Genomic DNA, 19,810 nt, shown 5'->3' on the forward strand with positions numbered 1-19,810 from the left:
GCACGGCCGTGAGGTCGTCCAGGGCCGCCGGGCGGCGGGCCGTCGCGGCGACGCGGTCACCACGGGCGAGCAGCAGTTCGGTGAGCCGGCGGCCGAAGCCGGACGACGTGCCGGTGACGAACCAGGACTTCGGAGCCATCGGGGACATGGCCCCAGCCTGTCCCGGCACGGCGCCGGGCGACACCGGCGCCGGGCCGGCCGGGTGACGCGGCCCTGCGGCCCGCGGTCACCACAGATGGTGTGCGGCCTGGATCGGGTCGCCGTCGTACGGGTGGTACGCGTCGAGGTTGTCCGACGCCGGACGGGAGCGGCCGGCGGGCCCGGCGGCGAAGGCGCGGAAGAGATTGGCGGTGACCTGGTTGGTGAAGCGCGCCGTGGCCGGCGGGATGCCGTGGCTGCCGTCCCCGGTGAGGGATTCCACCCAGCGCATGGTGCCCGTGTTGAAGACCCCGGCGCCGCTGCCGGTCGTGTAGTACGCCGAGTCCGCGAACGACCGCACGCCGCGGCACACCACCTGCGAGTGGGCGACGACCTCGATCGGCCGGGGCGTTGCCCGCCCCGAACGCACCCGGTCGTACTCGGTGCCCACCAGGTTGGGGAAACGGGTGCCCCGCCCCGCGCCGGTGTTCTCGAACAGCCAGTGGCCGGGCTCGGCCACCACATAGTCGGCGGTGGTCGGATTGGACTCGTAGAGCGTGCCGGTGAGGGAGTTCTCCGGGTCGGCGTGCGGGGGCTCGCGCCAGTCCGTCGTGACGGCCGCGTCGTCCTTGCCGGCCATCGGGTCGAGCGACCAGTCGGTCTTGTAGCAGACGACCAGCCGGCGGTCACCGCCCTCCGTGTGCTCCAGCCGGATGCGGCGGAAGCAGGCGTTCGCCCCGAGGAACGCGACGTTGGTGCCCGCGTCGCGGGCCGCGGTGACGCGGGCCCGCACGGCCGGCGTCCAGTACTCGTCGTGCCCGAGGGAGACCACGCCGTGCGCGCCGCGCAGCAGGTCCGGTTCACGGTCGAGATCCATGGTGGTGACGTAGGCGAGCGGCAGCCCCAGCCGCTCGGCGAGCGCGATCGCCGGCTGCTCGTACGTCGTGAACAGCGGTGCGCCGTTGCCGTCGTAGGGGCGGTCGCAGCTGACGGCGAGGGACCGGGCGGCGTAGTCGCCCTTGCCACCGGGGCCGTGGTAGAGGCTGTGGCCGCCCCAGGTGTTGTACGCCTGCCAGGTGCCGACGGCGTTGACGAGCACCAGCCGTCCGGCGGTGCGGGCCGAGCGGACGGTGATCGGTACGTACCGCTGGCCGCCGGAGTCGGCTGTGAGCCGGACGAGGTACGCGCCCTCGGGCCAGCCCCGGGTGGGCACCTCCAGGGACGGCCGCCAGCCGGCCGCGACGGTCCGCGTCGCGCCGGCGGCCGCCGGAAGCGGCTGCACGGCCCCGGCGAGGCCGTCCGAGGACCAGACCCGGCGGGCCTGGGCCCCGCCGTACCAGCCCATGCGGAACGCCTCGGCCCGCAGGGTGCGGGCGGTGGCGGAGAGATGGAGCCGGAACGGCTCACCCGCCAGGACGCTCACGCGGTCGGCGTAGCCGTCGACCGCGTGAGCGGGGGCGGGGCGGGTGATGCGCCAGTCGTGCGTGCCGGGCAGTTCGTTCTCGGCGGTGACGCTTGCCGCTTCCGGGTTGCCGGTGCCGCCGTTCGTGCAGCCGGATATCAGCGCGCCGGTCGCCGCGGCGGCGGCCGCGCCGAGGAAGCGGCGGCGGGTGGGAGTGTCCATGTCCGCTTCCCATTGGGCACGGGCACCGTGGGCCCCGCAACCGGGGGCTTCGCCCCCGGACCCCCTACCGCGCGTTGAAGTACTTCGCCTCCGGGTGGTGGATGACGATCGCGTCCGTGGACTGCTCCGGGTGGAGCTGGAACTCCTCCGAGAGCTGGACGCCGATGCGTTCCGGCCGCAGGAGTTCGGCGATCTTGGCGCGGTCCTCCAGGTCGGGGCAGGCGCCGTAGCCGAGGGAGAAGCGGGCGCCACGGTACTTCAGGTCGAACATGTCCTGGACGTCCGAGGGGTCCTCGCCCGCGAAGCCGAGCTCCGCGCGGACGCGGGCGTGCCAGTACTCGGCGAGCGCCTCGGCGAGCTGGACGGACAGGCCGTGGAGTTCGAGGTAGTCGCGGTAGGCGTCGGCGGCGAAGAGCTCGGCCGTGGCCTCGCCGATCCGCGAGCCGACCGTGACGACCTGGAGGGCGACGACGTCGCGCTCGCCGGACTCCTCGGGCCGGAAGAAGTCGGCGAGGCACAGGCGCCGGCCGCGCCGCTGGCGCGGGAAGGTGAAGCGGGTGAGCTCGGAGCCGTCCTCGTGGAGCAGGATCAGGTCGTCGCCCTTGCTCACGCACGGGAAGTAGCCGTAGACGACGGCCGCCTCCAGCAGGTTCTCCGTGTGGAGCCGGTCGAGCCAGCCGCGCAGCCGCGGACGGCCCTCGGTCTCGACGAGCTCCTCGTAGCCGGGGCCGGAGGCGCGGGACTGCTTCAGGCCCCACTGGCCCTTGAAGAGGGCGCCCTCGTCGAGCCAGGAGGCGTAGTCCTTGAGGGGGATGCCCTTGACCACCCGGGTGCCCCAGAACGGCGGCGTGGGCACCGGGTTGTCGGTGGCGACGTCCGAGCGGACCGCGCCCTGCGGTTCCTCGGCCTCCGGAAGGGCGGCCGCCTCACGCCTGGGCACGCGGCGCTGCTTGAGCTCGGGCAGCGTCGCGCCGGGGACGCCGCGCTTGACGGCGACCAGCGCGTCCATCAGCCGCAGGCCCTCGAAGGCGTCGCGGGCGTAGCGGACCTCACCCTCGTAGATCTCGTGCAGGTCCTGCTCGACGTACGCCCGGGTGAGGGCGGCGCCGCCCAGGATGACCGGGTAGGTCGCGGCCAGCTTGCGCTGGTTGAGCTCCTCCAGGTTCTCCTTCATGATCACGGTGGACTTCACCAGGAGCCCGGACATCCCGATGACGTCGGCCCGGTGTTCCTCGGCCGCTTCCAGGATCGCCGAGACCGGCTGCTTGATGCCGAGGTTGACGACGTTGTAGCCGTTGTTGGACAGGATGATGTCGACGAGGTTCTTGCCGATGTCGTGGACGTCGCCGCGCACGGTGGCGAGCACGATGGTGCCCTTGCCCTCCGCGTCGGACTTCTCCATGTGCGGTTCCAGATAGGCGACCGCGTTCTTCATGACCTCGGCGGACTGGAGGACGAAGGGCAGCTGCATCTGGCCGGAGCCGAAGAGCTCGCCGACGACCTTCATGCCCTCCAGCAGGGTGTCGTTGACGATGTCGAGCGCCGGACGGTCGCGCAGCGCCTCGTCCAGGTCGGCCTCCAGGCCGTTCCGCTCGCCGTCGATGATGCGCCGCTGCAGCCGCTCGTCCAGCGGCAGGGCGGCCAGTTCCTCGGCCTTGCCGGCCTTCATCGACTTGGTGTCCACGCCCTCGAAGAGCTCCAGCAGCCGCTGCAACGGGTCGTAGCCCTCGCGCCGCCGGTCGTAGATCAGGTCGAGCGCGGTCCGCACCTGCTCCTCGTCGAGACGGGCGATGGGCAGGATCTTGCTGGCGTGCACGATGGCCGAGTCCAGGCCGGCCTTGACGCACTCGTCGAGGAAGACGGAGTTCAGCACCAGCCGGGCGGCCGGGTTCAGGCCGAAGGAGATGTTCGACAGGCCCAGCGTCGTCTGCACGTCCGGGTGGCGGCGCTTGAGCTCCCGGATGGCCTCGATGGTGGCGATGCCGTCCTTGCGGGACTCCTCCTGGCCGGTGCAGATGGTGAAGGTCAGGCAGTCGATGAGGATGTCCGACTCGCGGACGCCCCAGTTCCCGGTGAGGTCGGCGATCAGCCGCTCGGCGATCTCCACCTTCTTCTCGGGCGTGCGGGCCTGGCCCTCCTCGTCGATGGTCAGCGCGATCAGCGCGGCGCCGTGCTCCACGGCAATGCCGGCGATCTTCGCGAAGCGCGACTCGGGGCCGTCGCCGTCCTCGTAGTTGACCGAGTTGATCACGGCGCGGCCGCCCAGTTTCTCCAGGCCGGCCCGGATGACCTCCGGCTCGGTGGAGTCCAGCACGACCGGCAGGGTGGAGGCGGTGGCGAAGCGGCCCGCGAGCTCCTCCATGTCGGCCACACCGTCCCGGCCGACGTAGTCGACGCACAGGTCCAGCATGTGGGCGCCCTCGCGGATCTGCTCCCGCGCCATCTCGACGCAGTCGTCCCAGCGGCCCGCCAGCATGGCCTCGCGGAACTTCTTCGAGCCGTTGGCGTTCGTCCGCTCGCCGATGGCGAGGTAGGAGGTGTCCTGGCGGAACGGCACGCTCTGGTAGAGCGAGGCCGCGCCCGGCTCGGGGCGCGGCGAGCGCTCTGTCGGGGTCAGGCCGCGCACCCGCTCGACCACCCGGCGCAGATGTTCCGGCGTCGTACCGCAGCAGCCGCCCACCAGCGACAGTCCGTACTCGCGGACGAAGGTCTCCTGCGCGTCCGCCAGCTCCTCCGCCGACAGCGGGTAGTGGGCGCCGTCCTTGCCCAGGACGGGCAGGCCCGCGTTGGGCATGCACGACAGCGCGACGCGGGAGTGCCGGGAGAGGTGCCGCAGGTGCTCGCTCATCTCGGCGGGGCCGGTGGCGCAGTTCAGGCCGATCATGTCGATGCCGAGCGGCTCCAGCGCGGTCAGCGCGGCGCCGATCTCGGAGCCCAGCAGCATGGTGCCGGTGGTCTCGACGGTGACCGAGACGATCACGGGCAGGTCCAGGCCCGCGACCGTGAGGGCCCGGCGGGCGCCGAGCACGGCGGCCTTGGTCTGCAGCAGGTCCTGCGTCGTCTCCACGAGCAGCGCGTCCGCGCCGCCGGCGATCAGGCCCTCGGCGTTGCGCTGGTAGGCGTCCCGCAGCACGCCGTAGGGGGCGTGGCCCAGGGTCGGCAGCTTGGTGCCCGGGCCCATCGACCCCAGCACCCACCGCTGCCGCTCGTCCCGCGCGGTGAAGGCGTCGGCCGTCTCGCGGGCGATGCGGGCCCCCGCCTCGGACAGTTCGAGGATGCGGTCGGAGATGTCGTACTCGCCGAGGGCGGAGTGGTTCGCGCCGAAGGTGTTGGTCTCCACGCAGTCCACGCCGGCCGTGAAATACGCCTCGTGGACGGAGCGGACAATGTCAGGTCGGGTGACGTTGAGGATCTCGTTGCAGCCCTCGTGGTCCTGGAAGTCGGCGAGGGTGGGATCCTGAGCCTGGAGCATCGTTCCCATGGCTCCGTCCGCCACCACCACTCGGGTGGCGAGTGCCTCGCGAAGTGCTTCGGCTCGGGCGGCTGCGGTGGACGATGGCGTAAGCGAGGCCATGGAAGAGCTCCCTGAAGTGCGACGGCTGTCGGCTTTGCGCCCCCGCGTGGAGGGCGCACGCCGCAAGCGTAGCCCCCAGGACGCGGGGAGGCAGCGACCGTTCCACGGGCTGGACGGGCTCCCAGCACGCCGCAACGGGCTCGCGGGGCACCGGAGGGGGGCTGGAGCGTGGCCGGAAGCGGTGGGCCGGTGTCCGGTCCCGTCCCCGGCTCGGCGATCATGGACGGGTCCGCGGTCAGCTACCCCATGGTCGGCATCGGCCGATAGTGTTCAGCATTGCCGAACGGCATTGAGGAGGAGGTAGCGCGATGGCACGGACCATCCAGTCGCTGGAGCGGGCGGCGGCGATGCTGCGGCTGCTCGCGGGCGGCGAGCGACGGCTGGGCCTGTCCGACGTGGCCTCCGCGCTGGGGCTGGCCAAGGGCACCGCGCACGGCATCCTGCGGACGCTCCAGCAGGAGGGCTTCGTCGAGCAGGACCCCGCCTCCGGCCGCTACCAGCTCGGCGCCGAACTGCTGCGCCTGGGCAACAGCTACCTCGACGTGCACGAACTGCGGGCCCGCGCCCTGGTCTGGGCCGACGACCTGGCCCGCTCCAGCGGCGAGAGCGTGTACCTCGGCGTCCTCCACCAGCAGGGCGTGCTGATCATCCACCACGTCTTCCGGCCCGACGACAGCCGCCAGGTGCTGGAGGTCGGCGCCATGCAGCCGCTGCACAGCACCGCCCTCGGCAAGGTCCTGTGCGCCTACGACCCCGTCGCCCACAGCGAGGTCACCGAGGCCGAGCGCGAGTCGTTCACCTCGGCCACCGTGACCGCCCTGCCCGAACTCGAAGGCGTACTCGATCTCACCCGCGCCCGGGGCTGGGCGGCGGACGTCGAGGAGACCTGGGCCGGCGTGGCCTCCCTCGCCGCCCCCATCCACGACCGGCGGCGCATGCCCGTGGGCGCGGTCGGCATCACCGGTGCCGTCGAGCGCGTCTGCGAGGAGGGCGAGCTGCGCCCCCAGCTCGTGGCGGCCGTGCGCGACTGTGCCCGCGCGGTCTCCCGCGACCTGGGCGCCGGCCGCTTCTAGCCCCCGGCCGGCCCCGGTTCCGGCGGCCCGGACCGGAACCGCCGGTGACCGTTTTCCGGTGTTCTTCCCCACTCCCGCGCGGGGCCCGATACCTTCCTGTTACCCGTCGGTATCCGAACATAGATTTCCGGCCAGTTGGCCGAGAGTTCTCGGTCACAGGACCCTTGACGGGCCCTTAACCGTGCAGAAAACTGCCGTTCATCGGTCGGCATTGTCGAACACCTGACGACAATATTCGCTATGGTGTGCAGTGCCGCGGGACCGATCAACGCCCTCACGGAGGGCGCGGACCACCGGAGGGACCCGGGGTTCGCCTTCCCCTGGACGAAGGACAAAGGAGTCGCGGGTGTCCAGCTCCGACATCTTCACCGGTGAGACCATCGGTACCGCTGTATTGATCCTGCTCGGCGGCGGCGTGTGCGCCGCCGTCACCCTGAAGCGTTCGAAGGCGCAGGGCGCGGGCTGGCTCTCCATCACATTCGGCTGGGGTTTCGCCGTACTGGCCGGCGCGTACATCGGCACCAAGTCCGGTGCGCACCTCAACCCCGCCGTCACCCTCGGCCTCGCCATCGACGGCGCCGTCAAGTGGGGCGACGTACCGCTCTACATCGGCTCCCAGCTGCTCGGCGCCATGATCGGCTCGACCCTGGTGTGGCTCGCCTACTACGGCCAGTTCAAGGCCCATCTGACCGACCCCGAGATCGTCGGCAGCCTCAACCCCCGCGAGGGCATGGTCGACCAGACCGCCGAGCCCGAGGCCGGCCCGGTGCTGGGCATCTTCTCCACCGGCCCCGAGGTCCGCAACGCGGTGCAGAACCTGGTCACCGAGATCATCGCCACCGCCGCGCTCGTGCTGTTCATCCTCACCATGGGTCTGACCAAGGGCCTCGCCACCAGCGGCACCGGCACCCTGATGGTCGCCCTCGTCGTCGTCGGCATCGGCCTCTCGCTCGGCGGCCCGACCGGTTACGCCATCAACCCGGCCCGCGACCTCGGCCCGCGCATCGTGCACGCACTGCTGCCGCTGCCCAACAAGGGCGGTTCAGACTGGGGCTACGCCTGGGTCCCGGTGGTCGGCCCGCTCATCGGCGCCGCCCTCGCCGCAGGCATCCACAAGATCGCGTTCTGATCAGCACCCGCCGAGACCTCAAAGACTTCAGGAGCAGACACCCCATGACCGACACCCACGGCCACGGCCCGTTCATCGCGGCGATCGACCAGGGCACCACCTCCTCCCGCTGCATCGTCTTCGACCGCGACGGCCGCATCGTCTCCGTCGACCAGAAGGAGCACGAGCAGATCTTCCCCAAGCCGGGCTGGGTCGAGCACGACGCCATGGAGATCTGGACCAACGTCCAGGAAGTCGTGGCCGGCGCCGTCGAGAAGGCGGGCATCACCGCCGCCGACGTCAAGGCCATCGGCATCACCAACCAGCGCGAGACCACGCTGCTGTGGGACAAGAACACCGGCGAGCCCGTCCACAACGCCATCGTCTGGCAGGACACCCGCACCGACGCCCTCTGCAAGGAGCTCGGCCGCAACGTCGGCCAGGACCGCTTCCGCCGCGAGACCGGCCTCCCGCTCGCCTCCTACTTCTCCGGCCCCAAGGTCCGCTGGCTGCTGGACAACGTCGAGGGCCTGCGCGAGAAGGCCGCGGCCGGCGACATCCTCTTCGGCACCATGGACTCCTGGGTCATCTGGAACCTCACCGGCGGTGTCGACGGCGGCGTCCACGTCACGGACGTCACCAACGCCTCCCGCACCATGCTGATGAACCTGCGCACCCTGGCGTGGGACGAGCGCATCCTGTCCTCCATGGACATCCCGGCCGCCGTGCTGCCGGAGATCCGCTCCTCCGCCGAGGTCTACGGCACCGCCAAGGGCGGCGCCCTCGCCGGCGTCCCCGTCGCCTCCGCGCTCGGCGACCAGCAGGCCGCCCTCTTCGGCCAGACCTGCTACGACAAGGGCGAGGCCAAGTCCACCTACGGCACCGGCACCTTCATGCTGATGAACACCGGTGACGAGCCCGTCCAGTCCTACAACGGCCTGCTCACCACCGTCGGCTACCGCATCGGCGACCAGAAGCCCGTCTACGCCCTCGAGGGCTCCATCGCCGTCACCGGCTCCCTCGTGCAGTGGATGCGCGACCAGATGGGCCTGATCAACAGCGCGGCCGAGATCGAGACCCTCGCCAGCTCCGTCGAGGACAACGGCGGCGCCTACTTCGTGCCGGCCTTCTCCGGCCTGTTCGCCCCCTACTGGCGCTCCGACGCGCGCGGTGTCATCGCGGGCCTCACCCGCTACGTCACCAAGGCCCACATCGCCCGCGCCGTGCTCGAGGCCACCGCCTGGCAGACCCGCGAGATCACCGACGCCATGACCAAGGACTCCGGCGTCGAGCTGACCGCTCTCAAGGTCGACGGCGGCATGACCTCCAACAACTTGCTGATGCAGACCCTCTCGGACTTCCTGGACGCCCCCGTGGTGCGCCCGATGGTCGCCGAGACCACCTGCCTCGGCGCCGCCTACGCCGCCGGCCTCGCCGTCGGCTTCTGGCCGGACACCGACGCGCTGCGCGCCAACTGGCGCCGGGCCGCCGAGTGGACCCCCCGCATGGACGCGGACACGCGTGACCGCGAGTACAAGAACTGGCTCAAGGCCGTCGAGCGGACCATGGGCTGGATCGAGGACGAGGAGTAATCATGACAACCCCGCAGAGCGTTCCGACCCTGGGAACGCACCCGGCTGCCGGCGCCAACCCGGGCCGCGCCGAAACCCGGGAACGGCTGTCCAAGGCGACGTACGACCTCCTGGTGATCGGCGGCGGCATCCTGGGCACTTCGGTGGCCTGGCACGCCGCGCAGTCCGGACTGCGGGTCGCGATGGTGGACGCCGGCGACTTCGCCGGCGCCACCTCCTCCGCGTCCTCCAAGCTCGTCCACGGCGGTCTGCGCTACCTGCAGACCGGCGCGGTCAAGCTCGTCGCGGAGAACCACCACGAGCGCCGGGTGCTGGCCAAGGACGTGGCCCCGCACCTGGTCAACCCGCTCACCTTCTACCTGCCCGTCTACAAGGGCGGCCCGGTGGGCGCGGCCAAGCTCGGCGCCGGCGTCTTCGCCTACTCGGCGCTGTCCGCCTTCGGCGACGGCGTCGGCAAGGTCATCACCCCGGCCCGCGCCAAGGCCGACAACCCCGGCCTGCGCACGGACAACCTCAAGGCCGTCGCGGTCTACTACGACCACCAGATGAACGACTCCCGCGTGGCCGTCATGACGGTCCGCGCGGCCGTCGAGTCCGGCGCGGTCGTCCTCAACCACGCCGAGGTCAAGGCCCTGCGCTTCACGCACGGCAAGGTCACCGGCGCCGAGCTCAAGGACCGCCTGGACGGCACCGAGTTCGGCATCGACGCGCGCGTCGTCCTCAACGCCACCGGCCCGTGGGTGGACCACCTGCGCAAGCTGGAAGACAAGGGCGCCGCGCCGTCGATCCGCCTCTCCAAGGGCGCGCACATCGTGATGAAGCGCAAGTCGCCCTGGAAGGCCGCCATGGCCACCCCGATCGACAAGTACCGCATCACCTTCGCCCTCCCGTGGGAGGACCAGCTCCTGCTGGGCACCACCGACACCCAGTACGAGGGCGACCCGGCGGACGTGCGCGCCACCGAGGAGGACATCCAGCAGATCCTCGACGAGGCCGCCTTCTCCATCCAGGACGCCGACCTCGACCGCTCCCTGATGACGTACGCCTTCGCCGGTCTGCGCGTGCTGCCGGGCGGCCCCGGCGACGTCGCCCAGGCCAAGCGCGAGACCGTCGTCTCCGAGGGCAAGGGCGGCATGCTGTCCGTCGCCGGCGGCAAGTGGACCACCTACCGCCACATCGGCCGCACGGTCATGAGCAAGCTCGCCAAGGTGCCGGGCAGCCCGCTGACCGAGGACATGGAGCCCGTCTCCAGCCTGGTCCGCCGCACCCCGCTGCCGGGCGTCGCCAACCCCAACGCGGTCGCCCACCGCCTGCTCGTCGACCGCGAGCCCGGCAGCCGCATGGACCCGCTGACCGCCCGCCACCTGGCCACGCACTACGGCTCGCTGTCCTTCGACATCGCCCGCCTGGTCAACGAGAACCCCGAGCTCGGCGAGCGCATCCACCCCGACGGCCCGGAGATCTGGGCCCAGGTCGTCTACGCCCGCGACCACGAGTGGGCCGAGACGGTCGACGACGTGCTGCGCCGCCGCACCACGCTGACCATCCGCGGCCTGGACACCGAGGACGTCCGGACCCGCGTCAAGGGGCTGCTGGACGACCGCGGCTGACGCACCGCCACCGCTCCACGCGAGGGGAGGGCCGCACCGGCGGCCCTCCCCTCCGCGCGTCCTCCCGCCCGCCCCCGGGCAACCGGCGACGCAACCCGAGACGCCGTCCGCTCGTCCCACAAGATGACAAGAGGGGACGATATGAACCGGCCATTCACGCGCCGGACGCCGAACGGGAAACGCCGGTGGCGTCCGCGCGGACGCGTGCTCGTACGGATCGCCGTCGCACTGGTCCTGCTGCTGCTCGCGCCCGTCGTGGCGGCCGGCAGCGCGCTGCGCGCCTCGTACGCGGGATCGCCCGCGGACGACGCCGTCACGCGCGGACGGGACGCCGTCTGGCTCGGGCACCACTGGGTCGACGGCCGGCGCGGCGACGCGGACCTGACCCGGCTCGCCGAACGCATCGCCGGCACGGGCATCCGCGACCTGTACGTCCACGCCGGGCCGCTGGAGCACGACGGCACCCTGCCGGCCTCGGACTATCCGCGCGCCCGGTGGCTCATCGAGTCCGTGCACCGCGAACTGCCCGGCGTCCGGGTGCAGGCGTGGCTGGGCGACAAGGTGGACGGGTCCGGCAAGGCAGGGCTGCGACTGTCCTCGGCCACCACGCGCGACGCGATCACCGCCAGTGCCCGGCAGGTGCTGGGCGCGGGCTTCGACGGCGTGCACCTCGACGTCGAGCCGGTGCGCACCGGCGACCGGCACTTCCTGAAGCTCCTCGACTCCCTGCACCCTGCCGTGCGTTCGGCGGGCGGCGTGCTGTCGGTGGCCGCCCAGCAGATCGACCCGCTGCCCTCCCTGCACACCGCCGCGAGCACCTTCGGCAGCCCCAAGTGGTGGACGCAGTCCTACTTCGGCAAGGTTGCCCGGCGGACGGACCAGATCGCCGTCATGTCGTACGACACCGCGCTGCCGTGGGAGAACCTCTACGGCGGCTACGTGGCCCAGCAGACCACGCTCGCGCTCCAAGCCACCCCCGCCGGCACCGATCTGCTGATGGGCATCCCGTTCTTCCACACCGACAACTGGGGCCACGACGGCAAGGCCGAGACCGCCGCGGCGGCCGTGCGCGGCAGCCGGCTCGGGCTGACCCGCGAGGACCGCCACCGCCGGAACTTCGGACTCGCGCTGTACGTCGACTTCGCCGCGACCGAGGCCGACTGGCGGGCCTACCGCAACGGGTGGGGCGCGCGTGACGGAACCTGACCGAAACCGCCTCCCCTCCAGGGGCTGCGAACGACGGTCACCGAAGTCGTAGGCTTGGGACACGCAAGGCAACTGCACGGAACGGCAACCGGCGGTGGTACGGGCCAACCCGTGCACCCCGGTCGGAAGGAGGCGCTGGGTGATCGAGCTTGAGGGGGTTCCCGAGCTGATCGACCCGGTCATGATCTGTGCCTTCGAGGGCTGGAACGACGCCGGTGACGCCGCTTCCAGCGCGGTCGCGCACCTCGACCGGGAGTGGAAGGGCGAGGTTTTCGCGGCGCTGGACGCCGAGGACTACTACGACTTCCAGGTCAACCGTCCCACCGTGTGGCTGGACGGCGGGGTCCGCAAGATCACCTGGCCGACCACCCGGCTCTCCGTGGTGCGGACGGGCGGCCCGAAGCCGCGCGACCTGGTGCTGGTGCGCGGCATCGAACCGAGCATGCGCTGGCGCTCGTTCTGCAACGAGATCCTGGGCTTCGCCCACGAGCTGGGCGTGGAGATGGTCGTGGTGCTGGGCTCGCTGCTCGGGGACACCCCGCACACCCGGCCCGTCCCGGTCAGCGGCGTCACCTCCGATCCCGACCTGGCCCGCACCATGGATCTGGAGGAGTCCCGCTACGAGGGCCCGACCGGCATCGTCGGCATCCTGCAGGAGGCGTGCACCCACGCCGGCGTCCCGGCGGTCAGCCTCTGGGCGGCCGTGCCGCACTACGTCTCCCAGCCGCCCAACCCCAAGGCCACCCTGGCCCTGCTCAACCGTCTGGAAGACCTCATCGACCTGCGCGTCCCGCTGGGCGAGCTCGCCGAGGACGCCCGCGCCTGGCAGCTGGGCGTCGACCAGCTGGCGGCCGAGGACAGCGAGGTCGCCGAGTACGTCCAGTCCCTGGAGGAGGCGCGCGACACCGCCGATCTGCCGGAGGCGTCGGGCGAGGCGATCGCGCGTGAGTTCGAGCGCTATCTGCGGCGGCGGGAGCCGGGCGCGGGCCCGGCCCAGCCGGGCGGCCTCGCGGCCGAGCCGGGCCTGGCCGAGTCCGGGCGCGACGGCTCGTACCTGCGGGACACCGCCAGCGGCCGTACGCGCCCGCCCAAGCCGCCCACGAAGGACGACGGCAAGGGCGACGGCAAGGACGAGGGCAGGGGCGAGGGCAAGGACAGCACGAAGGGCGACGAGCGGGAAGCGGGGGAGCAGGGGAGCGAGGACTGACCCTCGCCGCCGCGTGACGGACGCCGTGTGACGCACGCCTGTGACATACGCGCGAAATTCGACGCGACGGACCGCACGGGGCCGCCGTACACTTGTCTGCCCGGTGAAGGCCGGTTCGCCACCCGAGGGAAGGGTGGGGGGCCGGCCTTCTCGCTCCCCAGGAGGTGTGCGGATGACCAGCACTGTCCCCGCCGTCGACACCCGTTCGGCGGCACCGGCCCTGCAGGCCGTTCTTCTCGACATGGACGGCACCCTGGTCGATACCGAGGGCTTCTGGTGGGAAGTAGAGGTCGCCGTGTTCGAGGAGCTCGGGCACCAGCTGCTGGAGGAGTGGCGCGAGGTGGTCGTGGGCGGCCCGATGACGCGCAGCGCGGCCTTCCTGATCAAGGCGACCGGCGCCAAGATCGCCGTCGCCGAGCTCAGCGCGCTGCTGAACGCCCGCTTCTCCCAGATGATCGGCCGGGGCGTGCCACTGATGCCGGGCGCCCGGCGCCTGCTGGCCGAGCTGGCCGCCCACGGCGTGCCGACCGCCCTGGTCTCCGCCTCGCACCGGCACATCATCGACCGGGTGCTGCACACCCTGGGTCCGCAGCACTTCACGCTGACCGTCGCGGGCGACGAGATCGAGCGGACGAAGCCGCACCCGGACCCCTATCTGCTGGCCGCCGCGCGGCTCGGCGCCGACCCGGCGCGGTGCGCGGTCGTCGAGGACACCCTCACCGGGGTCACCGCCGCCGAGGCCGCCGGGTGCCGTGTCGTGGCGGTCCCGTCGGTCGCGCCGATCCCGCCGGCCGCCGGGCGGACCGTCGTCGGCTCGCTCGAGGAAGTCGATCTCTCTTTTCTCCGCGGACTGGTCACGGGAATGCACTGAGCCGTGCACCGAGCGTGCGCCGGAGAAAGATCCGAGAACTCAGCGCGGCTGGCCGATCGTTTTCCGTGACGAATGCGGCGGCTGAATTCGGTTGCACCCCGATGCGATCGCACACGTGACGTTCGTCACCGGATCCGGAGGTCCCGCATCCGCCCCAGGCCCCCTCAAGGGGGCTGTACGGGGGCTGAAGCGCACCCTTGTGTCCTGATTGGTCGTCCGGTGCGTGAATCGTTCCGGCGTCCGGATATCGGTCACCCCGGCGCTGTTATCACGGCGTGATATCGACTCAACTTCGCCCTGTTCCGGGCCCCCTTGCGGTGCGCACTAATCTTTTCGCGAGAACTTCACGGATGCCCGTGTGACCAGCACGACCGACATCGGTATGGTCCGGGCACCGAACGCACCACAGGGAGAACCCCAGACAATGAACCGCAAGACGTTGGTGCTGCCGACCCTGGCAGGCCTGCTCGTCCCCGTACTCGTCGCCTGCGGCGGGTCGGACCAGGGAGCGGGTGGCAAGGGCGCCATCGTCGTCGGCACCACGGACCGGTTCGAGGAGACCACCGACGCGCCCGCCCCGTTCGACCCCGCGGCCGCCTATGACGTCGGTGCCTGGAACGTGCTGCACAGCACCTTCCAGACCCTGCTGCGCCTGCCCCGCTCCGGCACCACGCCGGTCGGCGACGCGGCGTCCAAGTGCGGGTTCGGCGACCGCAACAGCGAACAGTTCCGCTGCACCCTGCGGAGCGGTCTGAAGTTCTCCAACGGGCACGCGCTCACCTCGGAGGACGTCAAGTTCTCCATCGACCGCGCCCGCGCCATCAACTTCGAGAACGGCCCGGTGTCGCTGCTCAGCAACATCGACAAGGTGGAGACCCCGAACGAACTCGAGGTCGTCTTCCACCTGAAGTCGCCCGACGCCACCTTCCCGCAGAAGATAGCCACCCCGGCCGCCGCCATCGTCGACAGCGAGTCCTACCGGAAGGACAAGCTCGACAACGGCTTCAAGGTCGTCGGCTCCGGCCCGTACACCCTGAACACCGAGCAGAAGGACGGCCACGTCGTCAAGGCCGTCCTCACGAAGAACCCCGACTACCAGGGCTCCGTCCAGGTGCAGAACGACAAGGTCGAGCTGCGCTTCTTCGACGACGCCAAGTCGATGGAGAAGGCGCTCACCGCCGGCGACATCGACATCATCAACCGCACTCTGCTCCCCGAGCAGGTCGACCGGATGCGGACCGCCGGCAAGGGCGTCCGCCTGCTGGAGTCGCCCGGCCAGGAGATCAGCTACCTCGCCTTCAACACGGACGACTCGACCGTGAAGAACAAGGCCGTCCGCCAGGCCATGGCCCAGGTCATCGACCGGCAGGCGCTGGCCCGCGACGACTACGGCCGCACGAGCGACCCGCTGTACTCGCTGGTCCCCAGCGGCATCACCGGCCACATGAACGCCTTCTCCAACCGGTACGGCGAGCCCAGCGCGGACAAGGCCCGTGCCATCCTGCGCTCCGCGAACATCACCTCGCCGGTTCCGCTGACCCTCACCTACACCACCGACCACTACGGTGAGAACACCGAGAAGGCGTTCAAGTCCCTGCAGAAGCAGCTCAACGCCAGCGGTCTGTTCGACATCAAGCTCCAGGGCGTGAAGTGGGCGGACTTCCGCCCCGAGGCGGCCAAGGGCAAGTACGCCGCCTACGGCATGGGCTGGTTCCCCGACTTCCCCGACCCCGACAACTTCGTCGCCCCGTTCTTCGGCAAGGACAACTTCCTCGGTTCGCCCTACCGGAACAACAAGATCACCGGTGATCTGATCCCGCAGTCGCGTCAGTCGGCGCAGCGGGACGCGGCCGCCAAGTTCTTCCAGCAGGCCCAGGACATCGTCGCCGACGAGGTCCCGGTGCTCCCGCTGTGGCAGGGCAAGCAGTACGTGGCGGCCCGCAACGACGTCACCGGCGCGGAGTGGGCCCTGAACTCCGCATCGGAGCTGCAGCCGTGGGAGCTCGGCCGCGGCAAGTGACACCACCGGTTCCACCAGCTCCACCTGGTTCCACCCCCGAAACAAGCCGGACAGCAAAGAACTGTGAGGAACGTGCACGTGAGGAAACGTGACCAGTGGCTCGCCGCCCCGCTCGGTGCGGGGCTCGCCGCCGCCCTGCTCACCGGGTGCGGTTCGGAAGACGGCAAGGCGGCCGGCACCGGAGAGTCGGTGGTCATGGGGATATCCGAAGAGGTGCAGGCCACCGACCCGGCATCCGGCTACGACCCCGCAACCTGGCTGCTGTTCAACAACGTCTTCCAGTCGCTGATGAGCTTCCCCAAGGGGAGTACCACTCCCCAGCCGGAGGCGGCCAAGAAGTGCGGCTTCAAGGACGATGCCAGCAAGACCTACGAGTGCACCCTCCAGGACGGGCTGAAGTTCAGCAACGGTCACGAGCTGACCTCCGAGGACGTCGCCTTCTCCTTCCGCCGCACGCTCAAGATCAATGACGAGAACGGTCCGGCGGCCGCCCTGCTCTCCTCCATCGGGGACATCAAGACGCCGGACAAGTCGACGGTCGTCTTCCATCTGAACCGCCCCGACGCGACCTTCCCCCAGAAGATCGCCTCCGGTGCCGGCTCGATCGTCGACCACCAGGAGTACCCGGCCGACCGGCTGCGCACCGACGGCAAGGCCGTCGGCTCCGGCGTCTACAAGCTGGAGTCCTTCGACAAGAACAAGGCCGTCTTCAAGGTCAACGGCTCCTACAAGGGCCCCGCCGTCGTCCAGAACAGCGGCATGACCATGAAGTTCTTCCACGGCAAGCAGGACGAGCTGAAGGCCGCCGTGCAGAAGGGCGACATCGACATCGCCTACCGTGGTCTGGCCATGAAGGACATCGCCGACCTGGAGTCCGCGGCCGGCGACAAGCAGAACGTCAAGGTCGTCGAAGGTACCAGCGCGGAAATCCAGCACCTGGTCTTCAACACCAAGGACACCGTCGCCGGTAAGCCCGGTGTCCGCAAGGCCATCGCCTATCTCATCGACCGCAGCGCCCTCGTGCGTGACGTCTACAAGCGCACCGCCGAACCGCTGTACTCCGTCGTCCCCAGCGGCATCACCGGCCACAAGACGCCGTTCTTCGACGTCTACGGCGACCGCCCCCAGCCCGACAAGGCCAAGGCGGCGCTGAGCTCCGCGGGCATCACCGGCAAGGTCAAGCTCACCCTGTGGGCCACCCCCGTCCGCTACGGCCCCGGCACGGTCCCCGAGTTCCAGGAGATCGCCAAGCAGCTCAACGCGAGCGGGCTCTTCGACGCGGACGTCAAGAGCGTCCCCTTCGACGAGTACGAGAAGGGCGTCCGCGCCGGTCAGTACGCGGTCTACGCCAAGGGCTGGGTCCCCGACTACCCGGACCCCGACAACTTCACCGCGCCGTTCTTCGGCCAGGGCAGCAAGGAACTCGGCAACAACTACGAGTCCAAGGAGATCTCCGAGCGGATCCTCCCGGCGACCGCCGCCGAGGGCACCCGCTCCGCGACCGCCCCGGACTTCGCCAAGCTCCAGACCACCATCGCCCAGGACGTCCCGGTGCTCCCGCTGTGGCAGGGCAAGCAGTACGCCGTCGCCAACTCCCGCGTCAACGGCCTCCAGTGGACCCTCGACGCCTCGACCGTCTTCCGGTTCTGGGAGATCAGCAAGGCCGCCAAGGGATAGGCGGCCCCGCCCCCGCCCGTACGCTCCGGCGCGCTACTGCGCGCCGGGGCGTACCAGTCCGCTCTCGTAGGCGTAGACCGCGGCCTGCACCCGGTCCCGCAGACCCAGCTTGGTCAGCACATGCCCGACGTGCGTCTTCACGGTGGTCTCGCTGACGAACAGATCCGCCGCGATCTCCGCGTTCGACAGCCCCCGCGCCACCAGCTTCAGCACCTCCACCTCACGCTCCGTCAGCGTGTGCAGGGTGTCCGGCAGCGGCTCCTCGCCGGACGGCAGGTGCCCGGCGTACTTGTCCAGCAGCCGCCGCGTGATGCTCGGCGCCAGCATCGCCTCCCCACCGGCCACCACCCGGATGGCCTGCACCAGCTCGTGCGCCGGCGCATCCTTCAGCAGGAAGCCGCTGGCCCCCGCCTTGAGCGCCTCCACCACGTATTCGTCCAGGTCGAACGTGGTCAGCACCAGCACCTTCGCCGGACCGTTGCGCTCCGGGCCGGTGATCTGCCGGGTCGCCTCCACGCCGTCCATCCGGGGCATCCGGATGTCCATCAGCACCACATCGGGCTGGAGCGCCCGGACCTGATCGAGCGCCTGCAGGCCGTCCCCGGCCTCGCCGACGACCGCGAGGTCCTGCTCGGCCTCCAGGATCATGCGGAAACCGGTGCGCAGCAGCGGTTGATCGTCGACCAGTAGGACGCGGATCGCCACGGGAGAACTCCTTCGCTAGACCGCGTCCATTCTGCCCTGGCCCGTCCCGCCGGGGGTGACCGGTACAGCGGGGACGGGCAGCGGATACGGCGGGGGAGTGCCCCCGAACTCCGGGCACACCGCCTGGTGGTCGCACCAGCCGCACAGCTTCGTCGGCCTCGGCCGCCAGTCGCCCGTCTCCGTGGCCAGCGAGATCGCCTCCCACAGCGCGCGCAGCTTGCGCTCCACCGCCAGCAGGTCGGCCTCGACCGGGTCGTACGTCAGCACATCACCGCTGCCCAGGTAGACCAGCTGCAACCGGCGCGGCACCCGGCCCCGCAGCCGCCACACCACCAGGGCGTAGAACATCATCTGGAAGGGCGCGTCGCCCCGGTACTGCGGGGCGGGGGCCTTGCCGGTCTTGTAGTCGACGATCCGCACCTCACCGGTCGGCGCCACGTCCACCCGGTCGACGATGCCGCGCAGCGTCAGCCCCGCCTCCCCGGCGTCCTCCAGCACCGTCTCCACGTACAGCTCGCGCTCCGCCGGCTCCAGACGCGTCGGGTCCTCCAGCGTGAACCACCGCTCGATCAGCCGCTCCGCCTCCGCCAGCCAGTCCGCCAGCCGCTGCGGATCGTGCGCCCCGTCCTCACCGGCGAACAGCTCCGCCAGCTCCGGCCGCGCCGCCAGCAGCTTCTCCCACTCGCCCGGCAGCAGCTCCCGGGCCCGCGGCGGCGTGCGCTCGGCGGCCGGGGCGTCGAAGAGCCGTTCCAGCACCGCGTGCACCACCGTGCCCCGGGTGGCGGCGGCACTCGGCTTCTCCGGCAGCTTGTCGATCACCCGGAAGCGGTACAGCAGCGGACACCGCATGAAATCGGCCGCCCGCGACGGAGACAGCGCGGCCGGCGGCACGCCCCGGGGGCGGCGGGGAGCCGGGACCCCCACGGGGCCCGGCGACTGCCCGGGGGACTGCCCGTCGGCCTGCCCGGAAGGATTCTCGGTCGCACTCTCCATGACCCAAGACCCTACGGCCCGTCACCGTCAGTCGGCGAATACCATCGACGGCAGACCCTGCGGCACTGCATGATCGTGAGAGCGCACCGCGCGGTGCGGGGGGAGCATCCGACGAGGGGACACCGTGGACGACAGCGGTCAGGACCACACCGGTGGCGGGGGCGCCGGCCGACAGACCGGTTCCGGGGACCGCAAACCGCCGAGACCACGCGAGAGCCGCGGCGGCATCCTCATGGGCCGCCCCTTCGGCGTCCCCGTCTACGTCGCCCCCAGCTGGTTCCTCGTCGCCGCCCTGATCACCTGGGTCTTCGGCGGCCAGCTCGACCGTGTGCTGCCCGGGCTCGGCGGCGTCCGCTACCTCGTCTCCCTCTTCTTCGCCGTCGCCTTCTACGCCTCCGTCCTCGTCCACGAG

The 19,810-nt window shown here is 71.0% G+C and carries 13 protein-coding genes and 2 pseudogenes; 10 read left to right on the top strand and 5 right to left on the bottom strand.

All coding sequences use genetic code 11. The features are described from left to right. The 3 genes and pseudogenes from AB0K09_RS12610 to metH all read right to left on the bottom strand — a co-directional run. Nucleotides 1-139 (bottom strand): annotated as a pseudogene (locus AB0K09_RS12610) (short-chain dehydrogenase/reductase); the annotation flags it as partial. Nucleotides 140-226: 87 nt separating this feature from the next. Beyond that, nucleotides 227-1,762 carry a N,N-dimethylformamidase beta subunit family domain-containing protein gene (locus tag AB0K09_RS12615; protein WP_366065326.1) on the bottom strand — a complete coding sequence of 512 codons (1,536 nt, stop codon included), beginning with the start codon at nucleotides 1,760-1,762 and terminating at the stop codon, nucleotides 227-229. Nucleotides 1,763-1,826: 64 nt separating this feature from the next. Continuing rightward, a complete protein-coding gene (metH, locus tag AB0K09_RS12620; RefSeq protein ID WP_366065327.1) occupies nucleotides 1,827-5,336 on the bottom strand; it encodes a methionine synthase in 3,510 nt (1,169 codons plus the stop codon). Nucleotides 5,337-5,644: 308 nt separating this feature from the next. Between metH and AB0K09_RS12625 the strand changes: the two genes are divergently transcribed. From AB0K09_RS12625 to AB0K09_RS12665, 9 genes are all read left to right on the top strand, one after another. Beyond that, complete coding sequence (locus tag AB0K09_RS12625; protein ID WP_366065328.1) at nucleotides 5,645-6,409, top strand: IclR family transcriptional regulator; 765 nt, start codon at nucleotides 5,645-5,647, stop codon at nucleotides 6,407-6,409. Between the two features lie 346 nt (nucleotides 6,410-6,755). Next, nucleotides 6,756-7,538, top strand: a complete 783-nt coding sequence (locus tag AB0K09_RS12630) for an MIP/aquaporin family protein (protein ID WP_366065329.1) — start codon at nucleotides 6,756-6,758, stop codon at nucleotides 7,536-7,538. Between the two features lie 44 nt (nucleotides 7,539-7,582). Then, on the top strand, nucleotides 7,583-9,109 hold the full coding sequence (gene glpK, locus AB0K09_RS12635; protein WP_366065330.1) for a glycerol kinase GlpK: 1,527 nt from the start codon (nucleotides 7,583-7,585) through the stop codon (nucleotides 9,107-9,109). Nucleotides 9,110-9,111: 2 nt separating this feature from the next. Next, nucleotides 9,112-10,719 carry a glycerol-3-phosphate dehydrogenase/oxidase gene (locus AB0K09_RS12640; RefSeq protein ID WP_366065331.1) on the top strand — a complete coding sequence of 536 codons (1,608 nt, stop codon included), beginning with the start codon at nucleotides 9,112-9,114 and terminating at the stop codon, nucleotides 10,717-10,719. Nucleotides 10,720-10,860: 141 nt separating this feature from the next. Continuing rightward, nucleotides 10,861-11,925, top strand: a complete 1,065-nt coding sequence (locus tag AB0K09_RS12645) for a glycosyl hydrolase family 18 protein (RefSeq protein ID WP_366065332.1) — start codon at nucleotides 10,861-10,863, stop codon at nucleotides 11,923-11,925. A gap of 139 nt (nucleotides 11,926-12,064) precedes the next feature. Continuing rightward, on the top strand, nucleotides 12,065-13,132 hold the full coding sequence (locus AB0K09_RS12650) for a PAC2 family protein (protein ID WP_366065333.1): 1,068 nt from the start codon (nucleotides 12,065-12,067) through the stop codon (nucleotides 13,130-13,132). Between the two features lie 172 nt (nucleotides 13,133-13,304). Further along, on the top strand, nucleotides 13,305-14,003 hold the full coding sequence (locus AB0K09_RS12655; RefSeq protein ID WP_366065334.1) for an HAD family phosphatase: 699 nt from the start codon (nucleotides 13,305-13,307) through the stop codon (nucleotides 14,001-14,003). Nucleotides 14,004-14,427: 424 nt separating this feature from the next. Beyond that, nucleotides 14,428-16,023: an ABC transporter substrate-binding protein gene (locus tag AB0K09_RS12660; RefSeq protein ID WP_366065335.1), complete on the top strand. Its 1,596-nt coding sequence runs from the start codon at nucleotides 14,428-14,430 to the stop codon at nucleotides 16,021-16,023. Nucleotides 16,024-16,101: 78 nt separating this feature from the next. Continuing rightward, nucleotides 16,102-17,700 carry an ABC transporter substrate-binding protein gene (locus AB0K09_RS12665; RefSeq protein ID WP_366065336.1) on the top strand — a complete coding sequence of 533 codons (1,599 nt, stop codon included), beginning with the start codon at nucleotides 16,102-16,104 and terminating at the stop codon, nucleotides 17,698-17,700. A gap of 33 nt (nucleotides 17,701-17,733) precedes the next feature. Here AB0K09_RS12665 and AB0K09_RS12670 read toward each other — a convergent pair whose 3' ends face one another. Together AB0K09_RS12670 and AB0K09_RS12675 are read right to left on the bottom strand one after the other, a co-directional pair. Beyond that, on the bottom strand, nucleotides 17,734-18,405 hold the full coding sequence (locus AB0K09_RS12670; RefSeq protein WP_366065337.1) for a response regulator transcription factor: 672 nt from the start codon (nucleotides 18,403-18,405) through the stop codon (nucleotides 17,734-17,736). A 15-nt stretch (nucleotides 18,406-18,420) separates the two neighbouring features. After that, the gene (locus AB0K09_RS12675; RefSeq protein ID WP_366065338.1) at nucleotides 18,421-19,398 is read right to left on the bottom strand and encodes a PD-(D/E)XK nuclease family protein; all 978 of its coding nucleotides are present in this window, start codon (nucleotides 19,396-19,398) and stop codon (nucleotides 18,421-18,423) included. Nucleotides 19,399-19,522: 124 nt separating this feature from the next. Between AB0K09_RS12675 and AB0K09_RS12680 the strand changes: the two are divergent. Next, nucleotides 19,523-19,810, top strand: a pseudogene (locus AB0K09_RS12680) (site-2 protease family protein); the annotation flags it as partial.

This window comes from Streptomyces sp. NPDC049577, from assembly GCF_040675635.1.
GTDB lineage: Bacteria > Actinomycetota > Actinomycetes > Streptomycetales > Streptomycetaceae > Streptomyces.

Coding starts and splice junctions, on each gene's coding strand:
- AB0K09_RS12660 (WP_366065335.1), top strand. CDS start 14,428: ATGAACCGCAAGACGTTGGTGCTGCCGACCCTGGCAGGCCTGCTCGTC.
- AB0K09_RS12640 (WP_366065331.1), top strand. CDS start 9,112: ATGACAACCCCGCAGAGCGTTCCGACCCTGGGAACGCACCCGGCTGCC.
- AB0K09_RS12625 (WP_366065328.1), top strand. CDS start 5,645: ATGGCACGGACCATCCAGTCGCTGGAGCGGGCGGCGGCGATGCTGCGG.
- AB0K09_RS12615 (WP_366065326.1), bottom strand. CDS start 1,762: ATGGACACTCCCACCCGCCGCCGCTTCCTCGGCGCGGCCGCCGCCGCG.
- AB0K09_RS12655 (WP_366065334.1), top strand. CDS start 13,305: ATGACCAGCACTGTCCCCGCCGTCGACACCCGTTCGGCGGCACCGGCC.
- glpK (WP_366065330.1), top strand. CDS start 7,583: ATGACCGACACCCACGGCCACGGCCCGTTCATCGCGGCGATCGACCAG.
- metH (WP_366065327.1), bottom strand. CDS start 5,336: ATGGCCTCGCTTACGCCATCGTCCACCGCAGCCGCCCGAGCCGAAGCA.
- AB0K09_RS12645 (WP_366065332.1), top strand. CDS start 10,861: ATGAACCGGCCATTCACGCGCCGGACGCCGAACGGGAAACGCCGGTGG.
- AB0K09_RS12675 (WP_366065338.1), bottom strand. CDS start 19,398: ATGGAGAGTGCGACCGAGAATCCTTCCGGGCAGGCCGACGGGCAGTCC.